Origin of the sequence: Gardnerella sp. DNF01198P (genome assembly GCF_049244165.1) — a bacterium.
Lineage (GTDB): Bacteria > Actinomycetota > Actinomycetes > Actinomycetales > Bifidobacteriaceae > Bifidobacterium > Bifidobacterium swidsinskii.
In genome coordinates, this window is record NZ_CP058382.1 from 698,496 (window position 1) to 722,415 (window position 23,920).

The following is a 23,920-nucleotide window of genomic DNA, read 5'->3' on the forward strand; positions in this document are numbered from 1 at the left end:
TTAACTTTATCAGCTTAAAACTACTCGTTATCGCCTGCGGTTGCAGCGGTAGCGGTGACAGCGCCTGGCTTGTCGGTCTTAACGCCTGGCCATACCCAATCGGTGTAGTCTGGGTGATCAAGACCCTTGTCGACTGCATACTGGAAGGCTTCGAGGCGGAAGTCCTCGAGCTTCTTGATTTCGTCGGCATACTTAGCTGCGTCAACCATGCGCAAAGCTTCAGCGGTAAGCTCGTAACGATCCATGTCGTTCACGCGAACCATGTCGTATGGCGTGGTGGTGGAGCCCTGCTCCTTGTAGCCATGGACGTTGAAGTTGTCGTGGTTTGGACGATCGTAAATCAAGCCGCGAACGTCATGTGCATAGGAGTGATAAGCGAAGAGGACTGGCTTGTCAGCAGTGAAGAGTTCAGTGAACTCTTCGTCAGTCAAAGCTTCGTTGTTTTCCTTAGCGGACTGCAACTTGAGCAAGTCAACAACGTTAACAACCTTGAACTTAACGCCAAGCTTGTTCAACTTGTCGGCAGCTGCCATCAATTCCTGCTGTGGAACATCACCAACACCAGCGAGAACAACCTGAACTTCGTCATTGTTCTTAGCGTTGGAAGCCCACTTCCACTCAGCAGCACCCTTCTCGAGCTCTTCGCGAGCTTCGTCGAGAGTCAACCAAGTAGCAGCTGGCTGCTTACCAGCGAAGATAGCATTAATCATGTTGGTGGACTTGTAAGCCTTTTCAGCAACAGCAAGCAACATGTTGGAATCTACTGGGAAGTAAATGCCAATTACGTGATCGTTGTTGAAGGTCTTGTTCAAGAGCACGGAGGTTACGCCTGGATCCTGGTGCGAGAAGCCGTTGTGATCCTGACGCCATACGTGAGAGGATACCAACAAGTTCACAGAGGAGATTGGCTTACGCCATGGAATCTCGCGAACGGTAGCCTCAAGCCACTTTGCGTGCTGGTTCAACATGGAGTCGATAACGTGTACGAAGGACTCGTAAGAGCTCCAGATGCCGTGACGACCGGTGAGCAAGTAACCCTCGAGGAAGCCTTCCATCTGATGCTCGGAAAGCTGCTCGGTAACCTGGCCGGTAACAGCCATGTGCTCATCAACTAAGCCGGAGAGATAGCCAGCATCCCACTGCTTATTGGTTACTTCGTAAGCAGCCTGCAAACGGTTGGAAGCAGTCTCATCTGGTCCGAAGATACGGAAGGAATCTGGGTTGTTCTTGATGATGTCACGAGTGTAAACACCAAGACGACGGGTAGCTTCGAGCTGACCCCAGCCGTGACCGAATTCCTTAACTTCCTTGACTTCGTAATCTTCAAGCTTTGGAAGCTTCAAGTCTTCACGAATACGACCACCATTGGCGTTTGGATTTTCGCCAATACGGAGTTCGCCCTTTGGCATGAAGGAAAGAACGTCTTCCTTAACAGCACCCTTTTCATCGAAGAGCTCTTCAGGCTTGTAGGACTTCATCCAGTTCTTCAAAACCTCGAAGTGAGCTTCGGTATCGCGAGCAGATGCCAGTGGCACCTGGTGTGCACGCCAAGAACCTTCGGTCTTCTTGCCATCGATGAACTTCGGGCAGGTCCAACCCTTTGGAGTGCGGAAGATAATCATTGGGTAGTAAGGACGAGTTACATCGTTAGTTTGAGCCTCAGCCTTAATATCGCAAATTTCATCGAAGATAGTTTCGAACATGTCAGCGAAGCGACGGTGGATGGACATATGATCCTCATCGTCGAAGCCAGCAACGAACTCGTATGGTTCGTAACCCATGCCATGGAAGAACTCATGAAGCTCTTCATCGGAAATACGGGAAAGAATTGTTGGGTTAGCGATCTTATAGCCATTCAAGTGCAAGATTGGAAGCACGATACCATCGGTACGTGGGTTCACAAGCTTGTTGGACTGCCAACCGGTAGCCAAAGGACCGGTCTCAGCTTCACCATCGCCAACGATTGCTGGAACGAACAAGCTTGGGTTGTTCATAACAGCGCCGTAAGCGTGGGAGAGTGCATAACCAAGCTCGCCACCTTCGTGGATGGAGCCTGGGGTTTCAGGAGCGAAGTGAGAAGGAATACCGCCTGGGTAAGAGAACTGGCGGAAGAACTTCTGCAAACCAGCTTCGTCCTTTGTAATCTTTGGATAGTACTCAGTGTAAGTACCGTCGAGGTAGGACTGAGCAGTACCAGCTGGACCGCCGTGGCCTGGACCCATGATAATCACGGTATTCTGCTGGTGGTCAGCAATGAAACGGTTGATGTGGCCAATAAGGAAGTTAAGACCTGGAGTGGTGCCCCAGTGGCCCACCAGGCGATGCTTAACGTCTTCGCGAGTGAACGGCTCCTTCATTAGAGGGTTGCTGCGAAGATAAATTTGGCCAATTGCAAGATAGTTGGCAACGCGCCAGTACTTGTCTACGCCTTCGATAGCTGCCTCGGAAACTGGAGCGTTGAGCTTCTTCCAAGGTGTGCCAATAACAGGACTCGTCATGTGTACTCCTGTACTCAAGCACTTTTCAGTGCAATTTGATCATTACCATTTGGTTATAGAGACTGGAAAACAAATGTATTACAGCTCTTTTTCCATCCGTTTCAGTATAGTGCCAGCGTCTGACTTTTGTTCGTTTGGTTACTTCTTCGTGCATTTGTGTTGAAAAAATGTGTGATTATGTGCGTAAAAAATGAGCCATTTGTATAGATTATGTTATATTTAATGTTCATTTTATACTTTATAGTTAAGCGTTTCGCACAAAAATCTGTCAACGTTATTTTGCAGTGTTAGACTGTACGTGTAACTTTTGTGTTTAATTTTCGGCGTTTTGTAATTACGTAACGTCGCAAAGTTTCACTATTATAAGTTGAATCGTATTAGAACTTATATATAAGGAGAATCATGGCAAAAGGACCAGTGCTTGTCGTTGATTTTGGCGCTCAATATGCTCAGCTTATTGCTCGTCGAGTGCGCGAAGCAAATGTGTATTCAGAACTTGTTCCTCACTCTATGCCAGTTGACGAAATGCTTGCTAAGGATCCTCAAGCTATTATTCTTTCAGGCGGTCCTGCTTCTGTTTATGAACCAGGTGCTCCTGACATTGATCCAAAGATTTTTGAAGCAGGTGTACCGGTTCTTGGTATTTGCTATGGCTTCCAGGTAATGGCTCATGAGCTTGGTGGCGATGTCGATAAAGCTGCACTTGGTGAGTATGGCAAGACTGCTGCAACTATTGATGATTCTGAAGGTTTACTTTCCGGATCTCCATCTGCGCAGAATACTTGGATGAGTCACGGTGTTGCTGTTAAGCGTGCTCCAGAAGGTTTTACGGTCTTGGCTCACACAGAAGGTGCTCCAGTTGCAGCAATGCAAGACGAAAGTCGCAAACTTTACGGTGTGCAATGGCATCCAGAAGTTAAACACACTCCATTGGGTCAGGAACTTATATCTACATTCTTACATAAGTGTGCAGGACTGAATAATAATTGGAATCCTTCTAACATTATTGAGGATCAAGTTGCTAAGATTCGCGCAGAAGTTGGGAATGCACAAGTTATTTGTGGTCTTTCTGGTGGCGTAGATTCTGCTGTTGCTGCAGCATTGGTGCATAAAGCAATTGGCAATCAGCTTACTTGCGTTTTTGTTGACCACGGTTTGCTTCGTAAAGGCGAAGTTGAGCAGGTTAAGCATGATTTTGTTGAAGCAACAGGCATTAAACTTATTGCAGTTGATGCAGAAGATGACTTTTTGAACGCACTTAAAGGCGTGAGTGAGCCGGAGCGCAAGCGCAAGATTATTGGCGAAAAGTTTATACGCACTTTTGAAAAAGCTCAGCGTCAAGTTATTGAAGAAGCTGGTAAAACTGGAGCTGAAGTTAAGTTCCTTGTGCAAGGCACACTTTACCCGGATGTAGTTGAGTCCGGTGGTGGTGATGGTGCTGCAAATATCAAATCTCATCACAATGTTGGAGGTTTGCCAAAAGATTTGAAGTTTAAGCTTATTGAACCTTTGCGTACTTTGTTTAAGGATGAAGTTCGTGCTATTGGAACTGAGCTTGGACTTCCAGATGAAATTGTTTGGCGTCAGCCATTCCCGGGTCCTGGTTTAGGTATTCGTATTGTGGGTGAGATTACACGCGAACGCTTAGCTGTTCTTCGTGAAGCAGATGCTATTGCGCGCGAAGAGCTCTCTAAAGCTGGATTGGATCGCGATATTTGGCAATGCCCAGTTGTTTTGCTTGCTGATGTTCATTCTGTTGGTGTTCAGGGTGATGAGCGCACATATGGTTCTCCAATTGTTTTGCGTCCTGTGAGCTCTGAGGATGCCATGACAGCTGATTGGTCTCGTGTGCCTTACGATGTATTGGCAAATATTTCTACTCGAATTACGAATGAATGTCGTCAAATTAATCGTGTAGTGCTTGATGTAACTTCTAAGCCGCCTGCCACGATTGAGTGGGAGTGACCGTCAAAGTAAATATGTAATCTGTAACGATTATTTAAGTCTTCTTAAATTAAGATTATATAAATTAATTTGTTTATAACTGAAATAGATCGTCAATGACTTTCAAAAGTAGCATGCTTAATTTTAGAAGTTTTATTTTATGAGTCGCGTTTACTATTACCAGAGTGTTTTTAAAATGACGTGGATATGTGTGCCCCTTTCCTATAAATGTTTAGAAAAGGGGCACATGTAGTATCAGAGTGAGTTGCAGAAAGTATATCTGTTAATGATTTTGTATCGTAACTTTTTCATTTCTTATTTGATGTATCATGATTATAATTAGTTTTGTATTGGTAAAGATCTTGGATAATACGTATCAATTAATAGATATTTATCTATAATCTATAGATTGAATTATTGTTTATATTTGTTGTTTAAATATTATGATTCTTTGTTTGCTGTTTTGCAAAAGTAATATGAAAAGTTTTTTTATACTCTTATAAATGGGAGTTTTCAATAAAAGTTGTCTTTTGTCTGGTCCTCATCGAATTTTTTTTCGCCTATAATCCGAGTTGTGTGCACGGCTCATTAATAGTTGGTGTTTTACTCTAGAGGTTTTTATTTTGCAAAGACATAGGCTATGACAAACTTAGCTATTCCTGTATTGTTTGAAGAGGATCCCTAACGTTGTTGAGTGGTGAAGTTATTTGTAGATATGTTTTAAAAGCTATCATTTTAGTATGAGGAATGTTTATGATGCTGTGTATTCAATAGCTTAGGTGAGTTGCATGTATCAAAAACTAACATGAAGATATATATCTTATGCATAGAACTACATGTACCCTATAGTGGACAAAATATGCATGTTGATGGATAGGCACTTTTATATTTGTGATTATTAAATTGTCCTAAGTAACTAGGAATAGGTGAAGTTCTTCCTAATCTCTATTAACTACATTATTTTATTTGGATACCTCAAAGGAGACGAACATGAAAGATGTACTTGTTGAGATTACAGATGCTGAATTAGATGAAATTCTCGGTGCTGGAGATGGAGTCATGCATACATTGACTCATGAATGCCATATGAACACTTGGCAATTCTTGTTAACCTGCTGTTAAGACCATAAAGAAGTTAGGAAGGATTTCACCTAAAATGGTTACTGATGAAACCAATGAGCTATATCAGTTTAATGGTGTATTCGAAAAAGTTAGAAGTGCTGATATTCGTCTTATAGATACTTCTAATCTGGAGCTGGAGCATGTGCTTGGGCCAACGATAGTACTGTTCCTAGCGAACTATAAAGCCAAGAATGGGAAACCGTCTTTTGCTGATTTCATCAGTCGTTTAGAGCATGATGATACTTTCTTTTCAGAATTCATGCATTTAGCAAGGCATAGGCTAGAAAATGTAGCAAAACTAGAATTAAAAAAGAAAGAATATAAAAAATGGGTTACAGGTTGTTTGCATAGTGATGTTCATCAGATAAACAAGGTTTTCAATTATTCTTTCAATAAGAATAATAAAATATTAACTAAAGTTTGCGGTGATTTACATGAAACACCTCCTTCTTTCCTAGTAGAATCAAAAGACTTTAAGTTGTATTTGAAGCGTGGCTCAAATGGTAATTTACAAGTATTGGAAGTTCTATGGAGCTTAATATCTGAAGATGAGAAAATATTGGATTTGGTTTGGCCAAAAAGTTTAAATTTGGGGGATCATTCTTGGTATGAATCTATTGATCGCAAACCATTATCATCAAAAGAACAGGCTTCAAGATACTACCGGAGATTTGGACAAATTATGTGTTTGGCTTATGCGTTGCGTATGAGCGATTTGCATTATGAAAATATTATTGCTCATGGAGAATATCCTGTAATTATTGATTATGAGACACTAGGTGCGTTAAATATAAATGAAAGTTATCGCAAGAATGATGTTAGTTTTAATTATAAACTATTGAAGCGGATAAATAACAGTGTTCTTATGACAGGAATGCTTCCACTAGCTGCAAATCAATCTGAGCGTGATGATGTTGGTGCTATATCTTCAAAGAGAATACTTAGATCTGTTAAGGAACTGGTTGATATAGGAACTTTAGATATGAGGTTTGAGAGAAAAGATAGAATAGTCTCTACTAACACTGCCTCTCCCTTCTTAAGTAAATATGATGGTGAAGAAAATTTGGCATGGGAAGATTATTACGATGATATATTAGATGGTTTTCATTATACGTATACAGCTATTCTTAAAGTGCGTAAGGAGTTGATTGCTAAGTTAGAAAGTGTTGCTACATCTATAGAAAGTAGAATTTTATTACGTAATACCCGAGAATATGCTGCTGTTATAGAGGCGTTGAAATCATATCGTTTTCAAGAACGTAAGGAATATATTTGGAAGATTTTTTGCGAAAAGAAGTATGGTATTTTATCTTCAAATTTAGTTGACTACGAGCGTTCGGTTCTAGAAGTTGGACTTATTCCGTCTTTTTACTGTAGAGCAAATTCAAAAGATCTTTATGGTGGGAATAAACAGCTACTATGTGAGCTTTCTTTGACTCCTATGACTTTAATGAAACAACAACTTGAAAGGCTGAATACAAAAGATCTTAAATTTCAAGTTGATGTGATTGAGTTTTCTCTTAAAGGTGTAGCTACAGTGCAAAACACGCAATGGATAACCTATTGTGAGACTTGCAAAAAAAATAGTTTAATTGCGCTAAAGTCACAAACACAGATAGCTTCCGATTTATCTTTTAGTATTGAAGAATTCTTTACAAAGTATGCTGTAATTGATAAACATAATTCGAAGAATAGATATTGGTTTGGAGCCAATGTTGATGATCGGGACAATCTAGTTATTGATGTTGTTTCCAGTAATTTATATTCTGGAAGAGACGGTATTGAGACTGTTCTTAAAAATAGTCTTCCCGATGATAAGAATGGTCAATTTACATCTAGTTCAGTTTATTTGAGTTATATGTCTCGTTTGATTGTTGGTGAAGATCGTAATCGATTTTTATCGTGCAATATTAATGAAATCTTGAATTGTGTTCGAAAAGATAGTGTTCATGATGTTCTTGGAGGGAACGCGGGTTTTATTTTTTCTTTGGCTGATATGCACACTGATTATACGCATGTTCTTATTCAAGAAGCTGCATACAGTTTAAAGAAAAAAATGATCTGTGAAGAAGGGATTTTGCGATGGCCTATCGGAAATGAAGTAAGAAAAGCTAATGCCAGCTTTGCGCATGGTAATGCTGGCATAGGATTGTCGCTTCTTAAGGCTGGAATAGTTCTCCATAACGAAGAATACGTCGATCTTGGATTAAAAGCTATAAAGACAGATGATTCATTTATAAATGCAAGTGGTTTATGGGTGGATACGCGTCATATTCCATCAATTCCAACTGCTAACTGGTGTAATGGAACAACTGGTATGGTTCTTAGCCGATATTTATTATTGGAATTGGATAAAACAGTAGGATTTCTAGATTATTTTGAACGTCAAAAAGCTCGTGAAGAAATTCATTTAGGGATTCAACATATTCTTTCTAGCTTTTATTCATTAACAAGTTTTTCTATGTGCCATGGCATTTCAGGTAACCTTAAGTTGCTAATATTTCTTGATAAGCAAGGTCTTTTATCTGTAAATCAAAGTGTTGAATTGAGTCGTCAGATTAAACTATTCCTACGTTATATTGTTGATTTTGGATGTGGGTTCGGTAATAATCGTTTTCAATCTTTAGGACTTATGACAGGACTAGCAGGGATTAAATTGTTCCTCGATGAACTCTCTAATGACAAAGCAACTTTGTTTCCTCTTATTCCAGTAAGGAGTGATGCAAATGAAAATGATTAAACAACAGTCAGAAAAAGATTGTTTACTCGCATGTTTTGCCATGGTTTTGTCTGTTTATGGGATTAGCAGAGATCCATATTCGATTAATCCTGAACACTACCTATTTGAGTCTGATGGATTACGAGCATCTAGTTTGCGATCTTTATGTGAAAAATATGGTCTACTGTTAAAAGCATATCGTATTAATTCTTTAGAGTTGTTGGAATATGCCAAGCAAAGTGATTCAATCTTGATTTTACATTTGATCAACAATCATTATGTTGTGCTATCAAAAGTAAAAAAAGAGTTTTTAGTTATAAACGATCCAGCATACGGTATAAGACGTATTCGTATTGATGAACTTAGTAGAATTTTTTCAGGAACAGTGTTGTCGATTTCTAAAGATTCTTCATCAAAAGTGAAAATCGATAAAAAAGATCCTGTGAAAAAAACTAATGTTTTTTCTTTATTTTCAAAAACTGGTTTTTTGTGGATGCTGCTTTCTTTTATTTGTATTCAAGGTGTTTCATTATTATACGCTGCGTTATTGCGTTGTATAGTTGAGAAAAACAATAGTTTTAACTATTTGTTTATAGCAGTAGGGTGTATAGGGCTAATTACTGTATTGAATTATTTTGTGCAGGTAAAAGCATTAGAAAAAGGGGCTAGAGATTTTGATAGGGCTTATTCAAATCGTCTAATCAAATCAATGACACAACAGCCATTATCTTATTTCGAACGTTCCAGCATAGGTGCTTTAATCGAGAAGTTAGCTTTACGCACTACGGTGCGTGATACGCTACAAAAGGCAATCATTCCTCAACTGTTTTCAGCTATATCTTCTACTGTCCTTCTTGGATTCATAGCCTATTTTACCCCTATTATTTCAGTCGTTCTACTTTTAGGGTTAGCTTTTTTTGCAACCATTAACTATTTCATTGTTAATAGACAAAAAGAATTGACGTTTGATTTTATTCAATCTCAGCAAAACTTATCAACTAGAATTCAACATGATATTGAAGATATTGCTGTTCTTATTTCTACTCGTAAAACCAATTATATTGCAGATAAATGGATTCAATTAAATGATTCACTAACGTCTAGTTATCTATCGCTAACAAAACTAGTTACGTTAGCTCAGTCGTTCTCTTCTTTTTTCACATATGCTTCAAATATTTTTCTGGCCGTTTATCTAGCATTTTGTTTCAAAATGGGCAGTGTTAACCTGGGTGAAATGCTAATGATACAATCATGTGCAGCACTATCTGTATCAGGATTAAAAGATGTGCTTAACTCGTTTACTGGATATGTAACTGTACGACAAAATCTAGATAGGAATAATGACCTTACTGCTACGCAACCTAAACAATTATTTGTCGAAGATTCTTCTAGCTCTGAATTAGTTGCTACAAATTTGAGTGTAACTTTACCAGGAAATAAACATTTAGATTATGGGACTATTCATTTCACTCCTGGAGAGAAGGTATTTCTAATAGGCAGATCTGGTATTGGAAAAACAACCTTTATTAAGACTCTGCTTGGTTTAATACCTCATCAAGGTCTGTTGTATCAGCCGAGTAGTTTTAACGATAAAGTTGGAGTTTCGTTAGCTGATACACCTTTAGGCGGATCCACCATCCGAGAATTTCTTGTGGGTGAATATGATAAAAAAGATGCTAACTTACTTTGGTCGGCACTGGAAATAGTTTCTTTAGATCAACGTATAAAAGAATTTCCTTTAAAATTGGATTCCTTATTGTTGGAAAATGCTTCTAATTTGTCAAGTGGAGAAAAAAAGAGATTAGCTATTGCTCGCGCTCTTGTTTCGGCTCAAAACGGATGGGTTTTTTTGGATGAGCCTTATATTGGGTTAAATCAAGAACTTATAAAAACTATTCATTCGAATCTTAAAAACAACAAACAATTATCAATTATGTTAGTTACGCACAACTTGCGAATGTTGAAACCGCAAGACAAAGTTATATTTTTCAGTGATATTGCATCACCAGAAATTGGTACACATTCGCAGCTATTGAATAGTAGCGAAATGTATCGAAATTATTACAAATCACAAATGAATGGAGATATTAATGTCTAAGTACGCAATTGAAACTTGTAGACTATCAAAAGTCTATGGTGATCAGGCTGTAGTGCGGGATTTGTCTATTCATGTTCCACGTGGAAGCATCTATGGTTTTCTTGGACCAAATGGTGCTGGCAAATCAACAACTATGAAGATGTTGCTTGGTCTTGTTAAACCTTCAAGTGGTCAGATTGTAGAGTTTCGGAATTCTGCAAGTAATGGTAGCTCTAAGAAAGTGTTGCCGGGGTTATTGGTAGGATCGTTGATAGAAGGTCCGGCATTTTATCCTAATTTAAGTGCCTTAGAGAACGTTGATTTGGTTTGCGATTATCTTGGCATTGTTCGTGCTCAAGGTCGAGAAGCACTCGACATGGTTGGGCTTTCAGGTATAACTGGTAAAAAACCAGTGAAAGCGTTTTCTTTAGGAATGAAGCAGCGTCTAGGTATAGCGCTAGCTTTGGCAGCGAATCCACCTGTGTTGATTTTAGATGAGCCAACAAATGGTTTAGATCCTGCTGGTGTAGTAGAAATGCGTCAGCTAATTGTTAATTGGGCGCATAACCGTGGTACGACGGTGATGATTTCATCTCATATACTTTCTGAAATTGAACAGATGGCTGATTATGTGGGGATTATCTCAGCAGGAACTTTACGCTTTGAGGGGCGTATGCAGGATATTTGTTCTGCAGGGTACTTGCAACTACAAGTTTCTGATATGCAATCTGCAGTAGTTCTATTATCTAATTGTGGTATTGATTATAAAGTGGAAGAGACTAGTAGATCCCTAATATTGCCAATTATATCTAATGAAGTAGTAGCAAATTTGGTTGCACATCTTGTGAATCAAAATGTGAAAGTATATAGGGTACAAATGGTTCGTCAATCTTTGGAAGAAGCATTCTTAGAACTAACAGATCCAATTTACACATCAAAGGTGGTCGCAAAATGAAGCAGTTTATTTTAACGCTAAAAAGTTTGCGTCATCGACAGATTTTGCTGATTACATTATTATTCATTGCTGTTGTTGGCTTATGGTTGGGTGCAGCGCTTGCTAAACGTGCTCGTGGCCCCAAAGAGATTCACCTTTATTTGCTAGCATTGAATGAGGTGATGATGTTAGCTATCTACGTGTTACCGATTATTGCTGCAATTGTCGCCTCTAGGGTGGTAACCACATCGCGTGATGGTGGTATGGATACTAAACTGCGTTCTATGGGAATTTCTGCTAGTCGCCAGTTTGGTGCAAATCTTGTTGTAACTATAATGATTACTACGCTAGTTGCTGTTTTCATTTTGGCATTAGCGCTCGTATCATCGTTAATATATGGATTTAATAGACCAAGCAACATTACAATAATATCATTATCTGCTTTACTTGCACTGGTAGGAGATGCGATTGCTGTAAGTGCTATACATACATGGGCTGCTACACAATTTTCACAACAAGGTGTGACTCTTGGAATGGCTGTGGTTGCTGCTATAGGTACATCTGCACTTCCATTTGCTGGTTTAAATTATTTATCTTGGATTTTGCCTTGGGGTATTGTTAGTGCTGCGAATCCGGTACTTGGTTCAACTGGTGGCGTGGTTACTATTAGCTCCGAAGCACTACTGTTTGGCGTAGTAGCAGTGATTGTTGGGATTTTCTGGTCTAGTGTGTGCATGTTTTTGATTAAAATTAGAAAGGTGGAACAATGATAAAAAAAACATTTGCTTGGGAATGTAGGAAAAATAACATTACTTGGTATTGGATTGCTTTATTGTGTACGTCTTTTCTTGGATTGCTTATGGGAATTAGTCAATATGAGTCATATGAAGCAGAGTTCAAGGCTCAAGGAGTTACCTATTTAGCAGTATGGGGTCAGTCTGCGTTGTTGCCAACGACATTATTCTTTCCTATATTGCTTGGTGCACTGCAAGCGCAGAAAATGTCTAATGAGCATAATGGCCGTAATATTGCTCGTTTAAAGGCTATTGGAGTTGTTAATAAGTATATTACAACATTGACGCTTCATTCCTTTGTTATTTCTATGTTTTCTGTATTGCTGTTTGGCACTTTACAACTTGTTGCTGGCATATTTCTTCATTTTCATATTTCTGATGTATTTTCTCTAGTTCCTCGTTTATTTGCGATTGCATTAGCGATGACAGCTTGGCAACTGATTGTAGTGGGTATTGGGGTTCGCCTTTCAGGATTTTCTTCAATTGTTACAGTTGTGTTGGTTTCATCACTCATAGGATTTGGAATGGCTATTGTTGCACCCGCATTATCTGTTGTTTATCCACCGGCTCTTCTTGCGTATGCAAGTGCTGTACGTTGTATAGGTGATTTTTATGCGGTAGGTTCGATTGTTATCTCTGTTATGATGAATCTAATGTGGATAATTTTAGGAATGATATTCATAAAGGTTCAATTCAAACGAGCAAGGCTATGAGCACTTATATGCGTGAGAAAGCTTTATTTCATCACGATTATAACGCTAGACGAATATCCTCAAGTAGTTACCGGCTTGGGTTCTTTGACCAAATATATGCAGCTTGGATAAATAACTCTGAGCCGGTATGGATTATTGGAATACTTTCGACTATCTATCAAATAATAATTGGATTACGTAGTGATGCTGATCCGATTATAGTGTGGATGACGGTTGTGCTAACTTCTATTGCAGTATTTGGTAGGCGCCGATATTGGCATATTTCTGTTGCTTTATCTCTTATGGCCGCTAGTATATCTGCCTATTGTGGAGATGTAAATATTGGATTGCTTACCATGTATATTCTGGCTTCTTCAGGTATATGTTTGCTTGATATGCGAAAAATGTTAATAGGTATATTAGCCTTAGGTGCTGGAGTTGTCTTATCAACTCTTTATGGATATGTAGTCTTCGGCAGGAAATTAATTATTCCTGCCATTTCTGTTTTTGTATTTACATCTCTAACTGCTGCTCTAATACGAATGAGAGCAAATCAGGTCAGAGAGAAACAACAAGAACAAGCCATATTATCTGAACTACATGAGAGTGAATCCCAAGCACGAGTTAATGAGAAAGCTACGAGAATGGCAACTGTGCTACACGATTCTGTTGGACATTGTCTTACCGCAATTATTAGCCTCACTGAGGGTCTGCAAGTAGATGATGATTTAGATGTGAAACAGCATGAAATAGTGAAACTTATCAACGAATATGCTAGAAGTGGCTTACGGCAAACGAGAACTCTAGTTAACTCGATATCTGGTGGAGAACAAGATAGTAATAAGGAACATTCTATTACCGATATTGAAGAACTGGTTGCAGGAATCAATAAACTTGGAATACGTGCACAGCTAGAAATAACACCAGTAGTTCCAGAAGTGGGGGTTCAAATTCAATGGGCATACAGGATTATTCGCGAATCTATAACGAATACTTTGAAACATGCTACACATGCTACAGAAATTAGTGTTCAAATCACCATAACGTTGAAAGGAGAACTCGAAGTTGTTGTAATTGATAATGGCAAACAGATGGGTATTCATGAACAGACTCCGTCTACTGGTTATGGTCTTGCTCATATCGCTGCTGATTTAGTCAGTATTGGAGGCTCTATTACTGCAGGGGTCTATGCTAGAGGTGGCTGGAGAGTGCATGCAATTATACCAAAGGAAAATATCTATGATTGATCGCAAAAAAATCCGAGTTATTATTGTCGATGATCAGAAAGCTATCCGTTATGGATTTTCAATGATAATTAACAAATCTGCTACATGTACTGTCATAGGATCTTGTGAAAACGGGCTAGTTGCATTAGATATGCTTGAAAGGTTATCTGCATCGGGTGAGCAGTTGCCGGAAATAATAATTATGGATATTAGGATGCCTGTTATGAATGGGATCATTGCGACAAAACATATTAAAACTAAATACAGAAATATTAAGATTCTTGCACTTACTACTTATGATTATGACGACTATGCATTTAAAATGCTAAGTTCTGGAGCTTCCGGTTTCCTACTAAAGGATGTGCGCGGACCGCAACTTATATCTGCTATTGAAGCTATTAATGCAGGAGATGCTGTGCTAACTCCAAGAATAACAGGAAAGATATTAGCTCGTCATGTTTCTCAAATCAGTGCAAGTCAAGATGTGCAAATAGCTAGAGCTAAATTTGATGCTCTAACAGAACATGAAATTGAAATAGTAAGCCTTGTGTCATGTGGTCTCAATAATGCAGAAATTGCTGAGAAGCTTTTTATTGAACCTGATTCAGCCAAAAAAGCTGTCTCTCGTATTCTTGCAAAACTGGGGATGCGTGATCGCGTGCAACTAGCTATAGAATGGATAAAAACTTCTAATTGAGTAAAAATAAAAGTCATACTCTAATTAGACATATGTAAGACAATTCACATTTACGAAATAAATCGAAAAATTTAATAGTTTTGCACTCAAAAACGATAAAAACAATTATGTGGTATGAACTGTGCTAAAAATTAAAAATATTTTACTCAGCAGTTTTATATGTATTGTATATTTGAAAAAGTGGGAGTGACAGTTTTTGATGAGAATTATTGACCGAAATATAAACATATGTTTATACAGTAAAACATATGTTTATTTTCATTAAAAACTGTAATAATTACTGATTTTATAAAGCACTTCGTGAAAATGGAGTGCTTTTTTCTGTATATTGGTGTGTCGAATTTTCTAAAAACAGGTAAAAATTTCGAATTTTATTGATATTTAATAAATACTTTAGTTATAAATAGTGTTATTTTAATTGTTTATAATGTTTAAACGATATAATGAATTTGACATGAAACAACAGTATGAGCTGTAACAGTAGTTGTTGGCTGGGTATAAAAACTACTGCTCGTAGTAGCTCTTACTACTTTGCTTCATTGCGGAACCGTGAATTTTGTATGTGTAGTTTTACTGTGCTACGAAACTAATCGTGTATTTCGAATAGTTTCGCCTACGGTATCGTTTGCGAAGTTTGTAAGATATTTTTGCCGCCAATAATTGCGTAAGCCGCTCAAACTATATCGATTAATATGGTAAGGAGAGTTACGTGGACGGAATTCTGTCAGTACTGCTCGATATTTTCAGACAGCCATCTGTTATAGTTGCGCTTATTTCTTTTATTGGGCTTGCAGTGCAAAGAAAGAAATTCTCGGATATTTTGCAAGGATCAATCCGTACTCTTGTTGGTTTTCTTGTTTTAGCAGCTGGTTCTGGAGTTATTACTGAAGCGTTGAACCCCTTTGGCAAAATGTTTCAATACGCATTTCATGTGCAAGGCGTAGTGCCGAATAATGAAGCAATTATTGGAACTGTTTTATTGAAGTATGGCTCTGAATCTGCGCTTATTTTCTTCTTTGGAATGATTGTTAATATTATTCTTTCTATTACTTCTCGTTTTAAATTTATCTATTTAACGGGTCACGTAGCTTTCTATATGGCAAGTATGCTTGCAGTTATATTTAATGTTGCAGGATTTAGCATGTGGGAAGTTCTTTTATGGGGTTCAATTGCTCAAGGATTGTTTACGACAATTTCTCCAGCACTGGTGCAGCCGTTTATGAAGAAAGCTTCAGGCAAAGATGATGTTGCTTTAGGACATCCTGCTGGTACTGGTGTTGCTTTAGGTGCGTTAATTGTAAAGCTTACTGCTTCAAAAAAGCGTCCTTCTAAGTCAACTGAGGATATTAAATTCCCAGCAGCATTGGGATTCTTGCGTGATACAACAGTTCTTATCACGCTTTCTATGGCTGTTATTTATATAGTAGTGGCACTTTTTGCTGGATCTTCGTATGTCGAAACACATTTATCTAATGGTCAAAACTTCATTGTTTTCGTTATGTTGAAGGCTGCAACTTTTGCTGCAGGTGTTTATATTATTCTTGCAGGCGTGCAGATTGTTCTTGACGAAATTGTTCCAGCTTTTAAGGGAATATCGGAAAAGCTTGTTAAAAATGCGCGTCCTGCTTTAGATGCACCAATGACTTTTGGCTTTGCTCCTAATGCTGTTCTTATTGGTTTCTTAGCTAGTTTCTTTGGCGGTTTGCTTGGAATGACGCTTATGGCGATTTTGGGAACGACAATTATTATTCCTGGAATTGTTGCGCATTTCATGGCTGGTGGTGCTGCAGGAGTATTCGGTAATGGTCAAGGTGGAATACGTGGTTGCTTGACTGCATCATTTATTAATGGTCTTTTTATTACTTTCCTTCCGTTGTTCCTTTTGCCAGTGCTTGGCGATTTGGGAAGCGCAAATTCTACATATTCTGATGCGGATTATGGTGTATTTGGTGTAATACTTGGTCACGCAAATATTGTCGGTGGTCGTACTGTTTTAATTTCTGTAATACTTATTGCACTAATATTGTTCTATTCTGTTTCGATATTGATGAATAAACGCGATTCTAATAATTTTGAAAAGGTTGAAGAAATAAAATAAGTAAAGAAAATAAAAATACAATTAAATAATTGTATATACATATAAAAATTAAAAATTTTTTTACTCATTTTCTTATTTATTTGTACATTTTATTGTATGACTGGTAGGATAACAGAGTTATTAGTTTTGCATGAGCCGTTGTTACTATGCTGTGTTTTACACAAACTAGTATCAACGGCTTTTTCATATTAGCGTTTAGCTAGGGGAGAGTGATAATGGTCGAAGGTGTGCCTAAATACATTGCTGTGCGAGATAATCTACGCGCTCGCATTGATTCTATGGAAGCGAACGAACAATTACCTCCTGAAATTGAATTGTGCAAACAATACAATGTGAGCCGTATTGCTTTGAGGCATGCAGTCGATAACCTTATTACTGAAGGATTACTTGTTCGTGAGCAGGGTAGAGGAACATTTCGAGCTTCTTCAATTATTCCTAGTTATAGTCAAGAAGTAATTTCTGATCGTGCGCAAGGATTTTACGAGCAGACTTATTCTAATGATGCAAAAATTAGAATAAAAGTTATTGAAAACGATGTTATTCATGATGAAGATGCTGCTGCTCGTTTAGGCCTTGATCCAGTAGATGAATTGATATGTTTGAAACGCTTGCGTTATGTTGACGATGTTTTATCGCGTTATAGTGTGCTCTATTTGCCTGCTTCTCGTTTTCCTAAAATTTTGACGCATGATTTTTCAGATGAGTCGTTATCTGATTTTTTGCTTAAAGCGTACGCTGTTCAACTTGTAGAAAATGAAGTGTCTGTGCATATAGAAAATCTATGTGACAGGCTTGCAGCAGTACTTAACCTTGAAGTTGGAACTCCTGCAATTACAGCTTATTCTACTGTAAAAGATAAGTTTGGTACGATTATTGCTTTTGGTGCATCTGTTTATGCGCCAAATTCTGGTGAGATTCGTTTCCACCTGCATTCAAATGCTGCTTAATTAAACTTTAGGGCTAACTAAGAATGTCTTAGCTAGCCCATTTTTGTGTTAAAAAACAATAAAACCTTGCTGGTTTTCCAGCAAGGTTTTTTCGTGTCCGGAGCGGGAGTTGAACCCGCACGCCTGTAACAAATAGGCACTAGCACCTCAAGCTAGCGCGTCTACCATTCCGCCACCCGGACAGGTGTTTTAGACAACAGATAAGACTATAACATCTTTTTTTCTTCTTCGCTTCGGCGTGTTGAAAAAATTACGAATTTTCAAAATATTTATATATGAAAATAGTAATAATAGTTTTAAATTATGCTATTTTCAGTATAAAAATCTCCTTTACTATCTTGTTTAAAATCAATAATATTCACTGACTTTTTTGCCAAGTTTCCATCAAAGTCAATGAACGAGTGTTGTGGCAATGAAGAAATATCATGTTTTGGATAGTCTCTTCTAAAGAAAGCACCTCTAGATTCATGTCTAGCAAGTGAAGATTGCAATGCTGCTTTTGCAAGTAGTGACATGTTCTTTATTTCCCATATTGCAGTAATTTCTTGGTTAAAAACTAAATTATTGCTATGGATGTGTAATGATTGAATTTTAGGATCTATAAATTCTTGTATGTCATTGAGTGCTTTTTTAATTGATTGTTCGTCACATGATATTGCAACAGCGTTTTCCATGATTTTTCCTAAATCTGCAAATAATTTATAAGGATTATCTTCTTCTATTTGTGAAGACTCGCCGTTATAGCTGTTGTTTGTAAAATCTGTAGCTTGCTTCGCACTTGTTTCCATAAGCTGATTAAGTTCATTATTTCTTTGTTTATATAAGACTTGTAGTGCAGTATTATTTGAGAAAGTTTTATTGGTTTCGTTGGTTTCGTTGGTTTTGTTACTGTTAGTTTCGTCATCCTTGTTTAAGTTTTTCAATTCTTTTGCTATTGTTGCTCCCGCGCGATTTCCAAAAAGGCATGCGTCAAGCAAGGAGTTTCCTCCTAATCGATTAGCTCCGTGCACTCCTACGCATGAGCATTCTCCGGCAGCGTATAAACCATAAACAATAGTTTGGTTGTTATTTTGCCATCTATATACTTTTCCATCCAAAGTTATCGGTATTCCGCCCATTGTGTAGTGAGCTGTAGGACGAATTGGGACTAAATCGCAAGTTGGGTCAAGATGAGCATATTTTTCAATAGTTTCTGTGACTTGTGGCAAGTATTCTAGCATATTTTCTCGGCTGATATGTGTCATATCTAGCCAAACGCAATCGTTATGTGAATTGCTTTGTTGCGTAGTTGTTGAATCGTTTACACCTCTGCCTTCGCGAATTTCTTGGGCAATTGCACGAGAAACAACATCTCTTGGAGCTAAATCTGCATGTGCTTCATCGTATTTTTTCATAAAAGCTTCGCCATTTGAGTTCCTAAGCACGCCGCCTTCAGCTCTTGCTGCTTCTGAAAGCAGAATACCAGTATGAGCTAGTCCAGTAGGGTGGAATTGAATGAACTCGCAGTCTTCAAGTTGTAATCCTGCTTTTAAAGCTAAAGCCATGCCATCGCCTGTTAAATCCCACGAATTAGATGTTGTTGCAAATAATCTTCCCGATCCGCCTGTAGCTAAAAGTAGGAATCTAGACTTTATTGCTCGCAAGTTTCCTGCAGATAAATCAAATGCAACAATTCCTTCAACGCTCATAGTTTGATCGTTTATAGCAACATCTGTTACGTAACAATCTTCAGCAAATACAATATTCTCGGAAACACATTGTTGCCATAAGCTATGTAAAATTTGGTGACCAATACGATCTGCAGCAAAAGCTGCACGTTCAATTGGATTCTTTCCAAAATTAGCAGTATGTCCACCAAAACGGCGTTGGTTAATATATCCATTTTGTGTTCGAGAAAATGCTACGCCATCATGTTCAAGCTGAATAACTGTTTTTGGTGCTTCTTTTGCAAGTAGCTTTGCTGCATCTTGATCGCTTAGCCAATCTCCGCCATGAACTGTGTCATAATAATGCCATTGCCATTTGTCGTGCTCTACATTCCCAAGGCTTGCTGCTATACCTCCTTCAGCAGAACCCGTGTGTGAACGCAATGCTGGCACTTTAGAAATCACTAAAATTGATGGTGTTTTTCCTTCTTTTTTCATGCATGCGTATTCTTCGGATTTAATTAATCCTAGTGCTGCAGATAATCCTGCAGCTCCAGCGCCAACAATAATAACATCGTAGTATTCGCTTGATTGCATACTTTTATTTTCTCACATATCTTGTATTGAGCGCGTTATTTTACGCTACTTTTTGCTGTGATAATGTTAAATTTTCTTTATTTTGTACAATAATTCCTTCCAATTCTAGCAATGCAATTTTTCCAGAAATTTCAGCAATAGATGGTATGTAATCTAATTGTTTTTCTTTGTAAGAAGTTTTTATTATTTCGTATATTCTGTCAACATTTGCAAGTTCGTGTTTGCGTTTGCACGTTGTAATTGCGTCGATAATTAGTTTTTGTGTATTGTCATAATTTTTATAGTCTATACTTAATTTTTCTGGTTTAGGTTGAGAATAAGCAAAGTAGTGATGAGATTGAGGAAACAGAATATCTATATCTTGAGTTGAACACAATATTATAGCTTGTGAATCGTGTATTAGCTTGTTGCATCCCGCATTATTAGGCTGATTGATATCTCCTGGTATAGCGTATAGTTCGCGATTTAAATCCGTTGCCCATGTTGCAGTATTTAGCGCTCCGGATTGTAATCTTGCTTGAGCAACTATAATTTTTGATGCTAGAGCTGCAATAATTCTATTTCGCAATAAAAATCTGTGGCCTACTGGTGTTGTATCTGGGCATAGTTCGCTAATACACACTCCGCCTTTTGCAATAATTTGTTCAAAAAGCTGATAATTGCATCTGGGGCCCATATGATTTAATCCTCCTGCAAATACAGCAATGGTTTTTCCTGTAGGCTTATTTTCATCTATATCTTGTGCATCTAATGCGCCCCAATGTGCTGCTGCATCAATTCCGTACGCTCCACCAGAAATAACAGTATGACCTTTCGAAGCGCAATCATAAGCAAATTGATATGCGAGTTCTCTTCCGTAGTCTGTGCAAGAGCGTGAACCAACAATAGCAAGTGGATTATGACATTGTGTTAATGTTTGTGGATTCCCTACGCCCCACAAGCATAAAGGTGGTGAGAAATGACTCTGAAAAGCCAAATCTTGTAATTGTTTCGGCCAATATTTGCTGTGTGGTGCAATAATCCATTGCTTTCCGCTACAAGTGAACCATTGACATAGTGATTCACTATTCCATGTCGGCAAATGCAATAATCGAACGCACCATGTTGAAATAGAATTGTGTAGCACTTCTAAAGATTTAGGCGCATTATTGTTGTGATAACCCCACGCTGTTAAGCCCTTCTTGAAATAATTTTCTAAGAGAGCAAGCTCTTTATGTTTTTTTATGAAACTTAACATTGTAGATACTAATTCTTGATTTTTGTTACGTTTTCTTGAGGTAAAAGTTTTAGAATTGGCATCGTTTTCTTGATCTGCTACTTCACTAATAATTGGAAGTTGCATTTGTTGAGCTGAGCATGCTGATTGTTGTTTCGTATAATTTTTCACAATTGTTTTTAATAGAGAAACAATTTCTTTAGCGCTTTTAGATCCCAATAGTAGTGTGTACATAATTGCATCCGCTCCTTCAAGGCAGAATGTAAGTATTGCACGAGATATTGTTTCTTCGTCTGGTGAAGAAAAATCGCTAGATGTACTAATGGTTTCTTTAGTGTTATCCGTGTTGTTTATGCTCTTAGTATTCATATTCGTGTCCTTAAACTGATAGCTTGTGCAATGTCTGTCATGTCTGGTGAAGTGTGTCCAGAAAGATCAGCAAGCGTCCACGCGAGTCGCAATGCTCTATCTGCTCCGCGCAAACTCAGTTGATGCTTTTCTAATGCACGGTTGATAAGTCCTACAGCTTGCTGTGAAGTGTATTTTCTAAGCCATGTTCCAGATGCTTGTGCGTTGCAATCCCAGCCTTGTTTTATAAAACGGTCGCGAGCAATTTTACGAGCTTCTATTACGTTATCTCGCATTGTTTTGCTATTCAGATACGTGTTTTTAACTGAGTTTTGTGCATTGTCGTGATGATGGTTTGAAATAATAATTCGTTCTACTGGAGGCACATCCATTTGAATATCGATACGGTCAAGAATTGGACCTGAAAGGCGTGAAAAATATCGTGCTCTTTCGCGCTCTTTGCAAGTGCATCGTTCTCCATTTCCGTATGCGTATCCGCAAGGACAAGGATTTGCAGCAACAACAAGCTGGAATTTAGCTGGATAAAGAGTTGTTCCTTTTGAACGAGAAATAGCAATATGCCCTGATTCCAATGGTTCTCTTAGGGTTTGCAATACTCTAGGAGAAAACTCTGGAGCCTCATCCATAAACAGCACTCCGCAATGTGCTCTAGTAATAATCCCAGGTTTTGCAACTCCTGTTCCTCCTCCAATAAGAGAAGCTGCTGAAGCAGTATGGTGAGGTGCTTCAAATGGTGGAATATTGCTAATTCCGTAGTAGGGAAGTGTGCCACAAAGTGAACGAATTGAAGCAACCTCAAGCTGTTCTTGTTCGTTAAGTGGACACATAATGCTTGGTATTCGTGAAGCTAGCATGGTTTTTCCAGATCCTGGAGGTCCAATCATCATCACGTGATGTCCTCCAGCTGCAGCAACTTGTAGAGCCCATTTTGTATGTTCTTGCCCTATTACTTCAGACATATCTCCAATTTCATGTTTTGGTTCAATTTGTAGTGGGGAAGTGCTTTCTTCGTGAATTGACGGATTATAATCTTCTTCTCCATTGTTATAATTTCCATTTCGTTCAAGAACTTGCATATGTTTATACGCAGGGTCTTCTTCAATAAGCTTTAATGATTCCTCGCTCAAACTGCCATGCAATTGCGTCACTAAATCTAAAATATGGTGTATTCCAATAGATTCAATTCCATCTACAAGTTGTGCTTCGGCAAGATTTTCTTGTGGAATAATCATTCGTTTAAAATGCATCTTTTTTGCGTAAAGTGCAATAGGAAGAATGCCTTGAATAGGTAATACTGTCCCGTCAAGATTTAGTTCTCCTAAAATAATTGTATTTTCTAATTCTGTAAGTGGAATATACTTTTCTGCGCTTAGTATGCTTGCTGCGATAGCTAAATCGTATGATGCTCCGCTTTTTGGCATTGAAGCAGGTGATAAGTTTACTGTTACCCTTCCTTCAGGCCATTTGCAATGCAACGCAAAATGAGCTGATTTAACGCGCTCTCTTGCTTCGCTTAATGAAGTGTCAGGTAAGCCGATAATAGAAAAGTTTGGCATATTTCCAGATATAAAAGCTTGCAGCTGAATAGTAAAAGCTTTAAGACCAATAAGCCCTATTGACGTTGCGTTTCCAATATGCATTAGAATGCTCCTTGAACATGCTTGAATTGGATTGATGAATTATCTTCAATTTCTTCCAAAGATTGCAATTCATATGCAGAATCTGGATAAGTGTATTTGTTAATAATAAGAATTGATACAGCGTCAAATCGAATACGGTAATGAGGTATGTCGCTTCCGAATTCTTCCAGCCATTTCATACCAGTTGTACGTAATTTGCTACGTTTTTCTTGAGTAATTGCTTCAAGTGGAGTGCCACAACGTACGCTTCTTCGAGTTTTTACTTCCACGAATACCAATTTTTGTTCTGGAGTAATCATCACCAAATCTAGCTCTCCATTACGGCAATGCCAGTTTTGGTCAATAACGTGCCACCCTTTTTGTATGAGTCGCAAAGCGGCGTATGTTTCTCCCAGTTTTCCCAACTCTTTACTTTCAAGAGAATCATCTTGAAGCTCGTTGGACACTTGTTCAAGTTTTTCTTGCAAAAATACTTGAGCAGTCTCAGCGTCGTGAATCTCGTCAAGCGAGATAATTTCATCGTCAATAATGTGTTTTTGTGTAATCATGCTGCTATTTTCTGTGCTTATTGAGCAGTAATCCAGATTTTTTAAGCATTGTGGATAAAAGCTGCATACGGCGTGTTGTATTAGAAATTCAGTATATTTTCTGTATTTTTCTAAAACAGATTTCGCTATTTTTTGCAAACTGTTAATTCGTTATAG

16 protein-coding genes and 1 tRNA gene are annotated in these 23,920 nt (G+C 38.1%); 11 read left to right on the forward strand and 6 right to left on the reverse strand.

The window, feature by feature from the left end; all coding sequences use genetic code 11:
- Positions 1–20: 20 nt before the first annotated feature.
- Positions 21–2,498: a phosphoketolase gene (locus HXT44_RS03065; RefSeq protein ID WP_004111342.1), complete on the reverse strand. Its 2,478-nt coding sequence runs from the start codon at positions 2,496–2,498 to the stop codon at positions 21–23.
- Positions 2,499–2,900: 402 nt separating this feature from the next.
- On the opposite strand from HXT44_RS03065, the gene guaA reads away from it, so the two are divergent.
- From guaA to HXT44_RS03120, 11 genes are all read left to right on the forward strand, one after another.
- Positions 2,901–4,463 carry a glutamine-hydrolyzing GMP synthase gene (guaA, locus tag HXT44_RS03070; protein WP_004111344.1) on the forward strand — a complete coding sequence of 521 codons (1,563 nt, stop codon included), beginning with the start codon at positions 2,901–2,903 and terminating at the stop codon, positions 4,461–4,463.
- A gap of 969 nt (positions 4,464–5,432) precedes the next feature.
- Positions 5,433–5,564, forward strand: coding sequence for a lacticin 481 family lantibiotic (locus HXT44_RS03075; protein WP_004111352.1), 132 nt, complete (start codon positions 5,433–5,435; stop codon positions 5,562–5,564).
- A 34-nt stretch (positions 5,565–5,598) separates the two neighbouring features.
- Positions 5,599–8,304 carry a DUF4135 domain-containing protein gene (locus tag HXT44_RS03080; RefSeq protein ID WP_116440595.1) on the forward strand — a complete coding sequence of 902 codons (2,706 nt, stop codon included), beginning with the start codon at positions 5,599–5,601 and terminating at the stop codon, positions 8,302–8,304.
- Positions 8,291–10,381, forward strand: coding sequence for a cysteine peptidase family C39 domain-containing protein (locus HXT44_RS03085; RefSeq protein WP_004111355.1), 2,091 nt, complete (start codon positions 8,291–8,293; stop codon positions 10,379–10,381). The genes HXT44_RS03080 and HXT44_RS03085 overlap by 14 nt, the downstream gene beginning before the upstream one ends.
- A gap of 52 nt (positions 10,382–10,433) precedes the next feature.
- Positions 10,434–11,315, forward strand: a complete 882-nt coding sequence (locus HXT44_RS03090; protein WP_421783139.1) for an ATP-binding cassette domain-containing protein — start codon at positions 10,434–10,436, stop codon at positions 11,313–11,315.
- Positions 11,312–12,064 (forward strand): ABC transporter permease, encoded by a 753-nt coding sequence (locus HXT44_RS03095; RefSeq protein WP_421783141.1) that lies wholly within the window; start codon positions 11,312–11,314, stop codon positions 12,062–12,064. The genes HXT44_RS03090 and HXT44_RS03095 overlap by 4 nt, the downstream gene beginning before the upstream one ends.
- Positions 12,061–12,801, forward strand: a complete 741-nt coding sequence (locus HXT44_RS03100) for a hypothetical protein (RefSeq protein WP_004111359.1) — start codon at positions 12,061–12,063, stop codon at positions 12,799–12,801. The genes HXT44_RS03095 and HXT44_RS03100 overlap by 4 nt, the downstream gene beginning before the upstream one ends.
- On the forward strand, positions 12,798–14,027 hold the full coding sequence (locus HXT44_RS03105) for a sensor histidine kinase (RefSeq protein WP_004111360.1): 1,230 nt from the start codon (positions 12,798–12,800) through the stop codon (positions 14,025–14,027). The genes HXT44_RS03100 and HXT44_RS03105 overlap by 4 nt, the downstream gene beginning before the upstream one ends.
- Positions 14,020–14,703 carry a response regulator gene (locus HXT44_RS03110; protein ID WP_004111361.1) on the forward strand — a complete coding sequence of 228 codons (684 nt, stop codon included), beginning with the start codon at positions 14,020–14,022 and terminating at the stop codon, positions 14,701–14,703. Before HXT44_RS03105 ends, HXT44_RS03110 begins: the two co-directional genes overlap by 8 nt.
- Before the next feature lie 709 nt (positions 14,704–15,412).
- A complete protein-coding gene (locus HXT44_RS03115; protein ID WP_421783143.1) occupies positions 15,413–16,801 on the forward strand; it encodes a PTS ascorbate transporter subunit IIC in 1,389 nt (462 codons plus the stop codon).
- A gap of 215 nt (positions 16,802–17,016) precedes the next feature.
- On the forward strand, positions 17,017–17,748 hold the full coding sequence (locus tag HXT44_RS03120) for a GntR family transcriptional regulator (RefSeq protein WP_421783145.1): 732 nt from the start codon (positions 17,017–17,019) through the stop codon (positions 17,746–17,748).
- Between the two features lie 94 nt (positions 17,749–17,842).
- On the opposite strand, the gene HXT44_RS03125 is transcribed toward HXT44_RS03120, so the two are convergent.
- The 5 genes from HXT44_RS03125 to HXT44_RS03145 form a co-directional block, all read right to left on the reverse strand.
- A tRNA-Leu gene (locus HXT44_RS03125) sits at positions 17,843–17,930 on the reverse strand.
- A 114-nt stretch (positions 17,931–18,044) separates the two neighbouring features.
- Positions 18,045–19,991: an FAD-binding protein gene (locus HXT44_RS03130; protein WP_004111364.1), complete on the reverse strand. Its 1,947-nt coding sequence runs from the start codon at positions 19,989–19,991 to the stop codon at positions 18,045–18,047.
- 40 nt (positions 19,992–20,031) lie between these two features.
- On the reverse strand, positions 20,032–21,576 hold the full coding sequence (gene dprA / locus HXT44_RS03135) for a DNA-processing protein DprA (protein ID WP_415692968.1): 1,545 nt from the start codon (positions 21,574–21,576) through the stop codon (positions 20,032–20,034).
- A complete protein-coding gene (locus tag HXT44_RS03140) occupies positions 21,573–23,216 on the reverse strand; it encodes a YifB family Mg chelatase-like AAA ATPase (RefSeq protein WP_004111366.1) in 1,644 nt (547 codons plus the stop codon). The genes dprA and HXT44_RS03140 overlap by 4 nt, the downstream gene beginning before the upstream one ends.
- Entirely contained in the window at positions 23,216–23,764 is a 549-nt protein-coding gene (locus tag HXT44_RS03145; protein ID WP_285089296.1) for a YraN family protein, read from the reverse strand. The genes HXT44_RS03140 and HXT44_RS03145 overlap by 1 nt, the downstream gene beginning before the upstream one ends.
- Positions 23,765–23,920 lie beyond the last annotated feature (156 nt).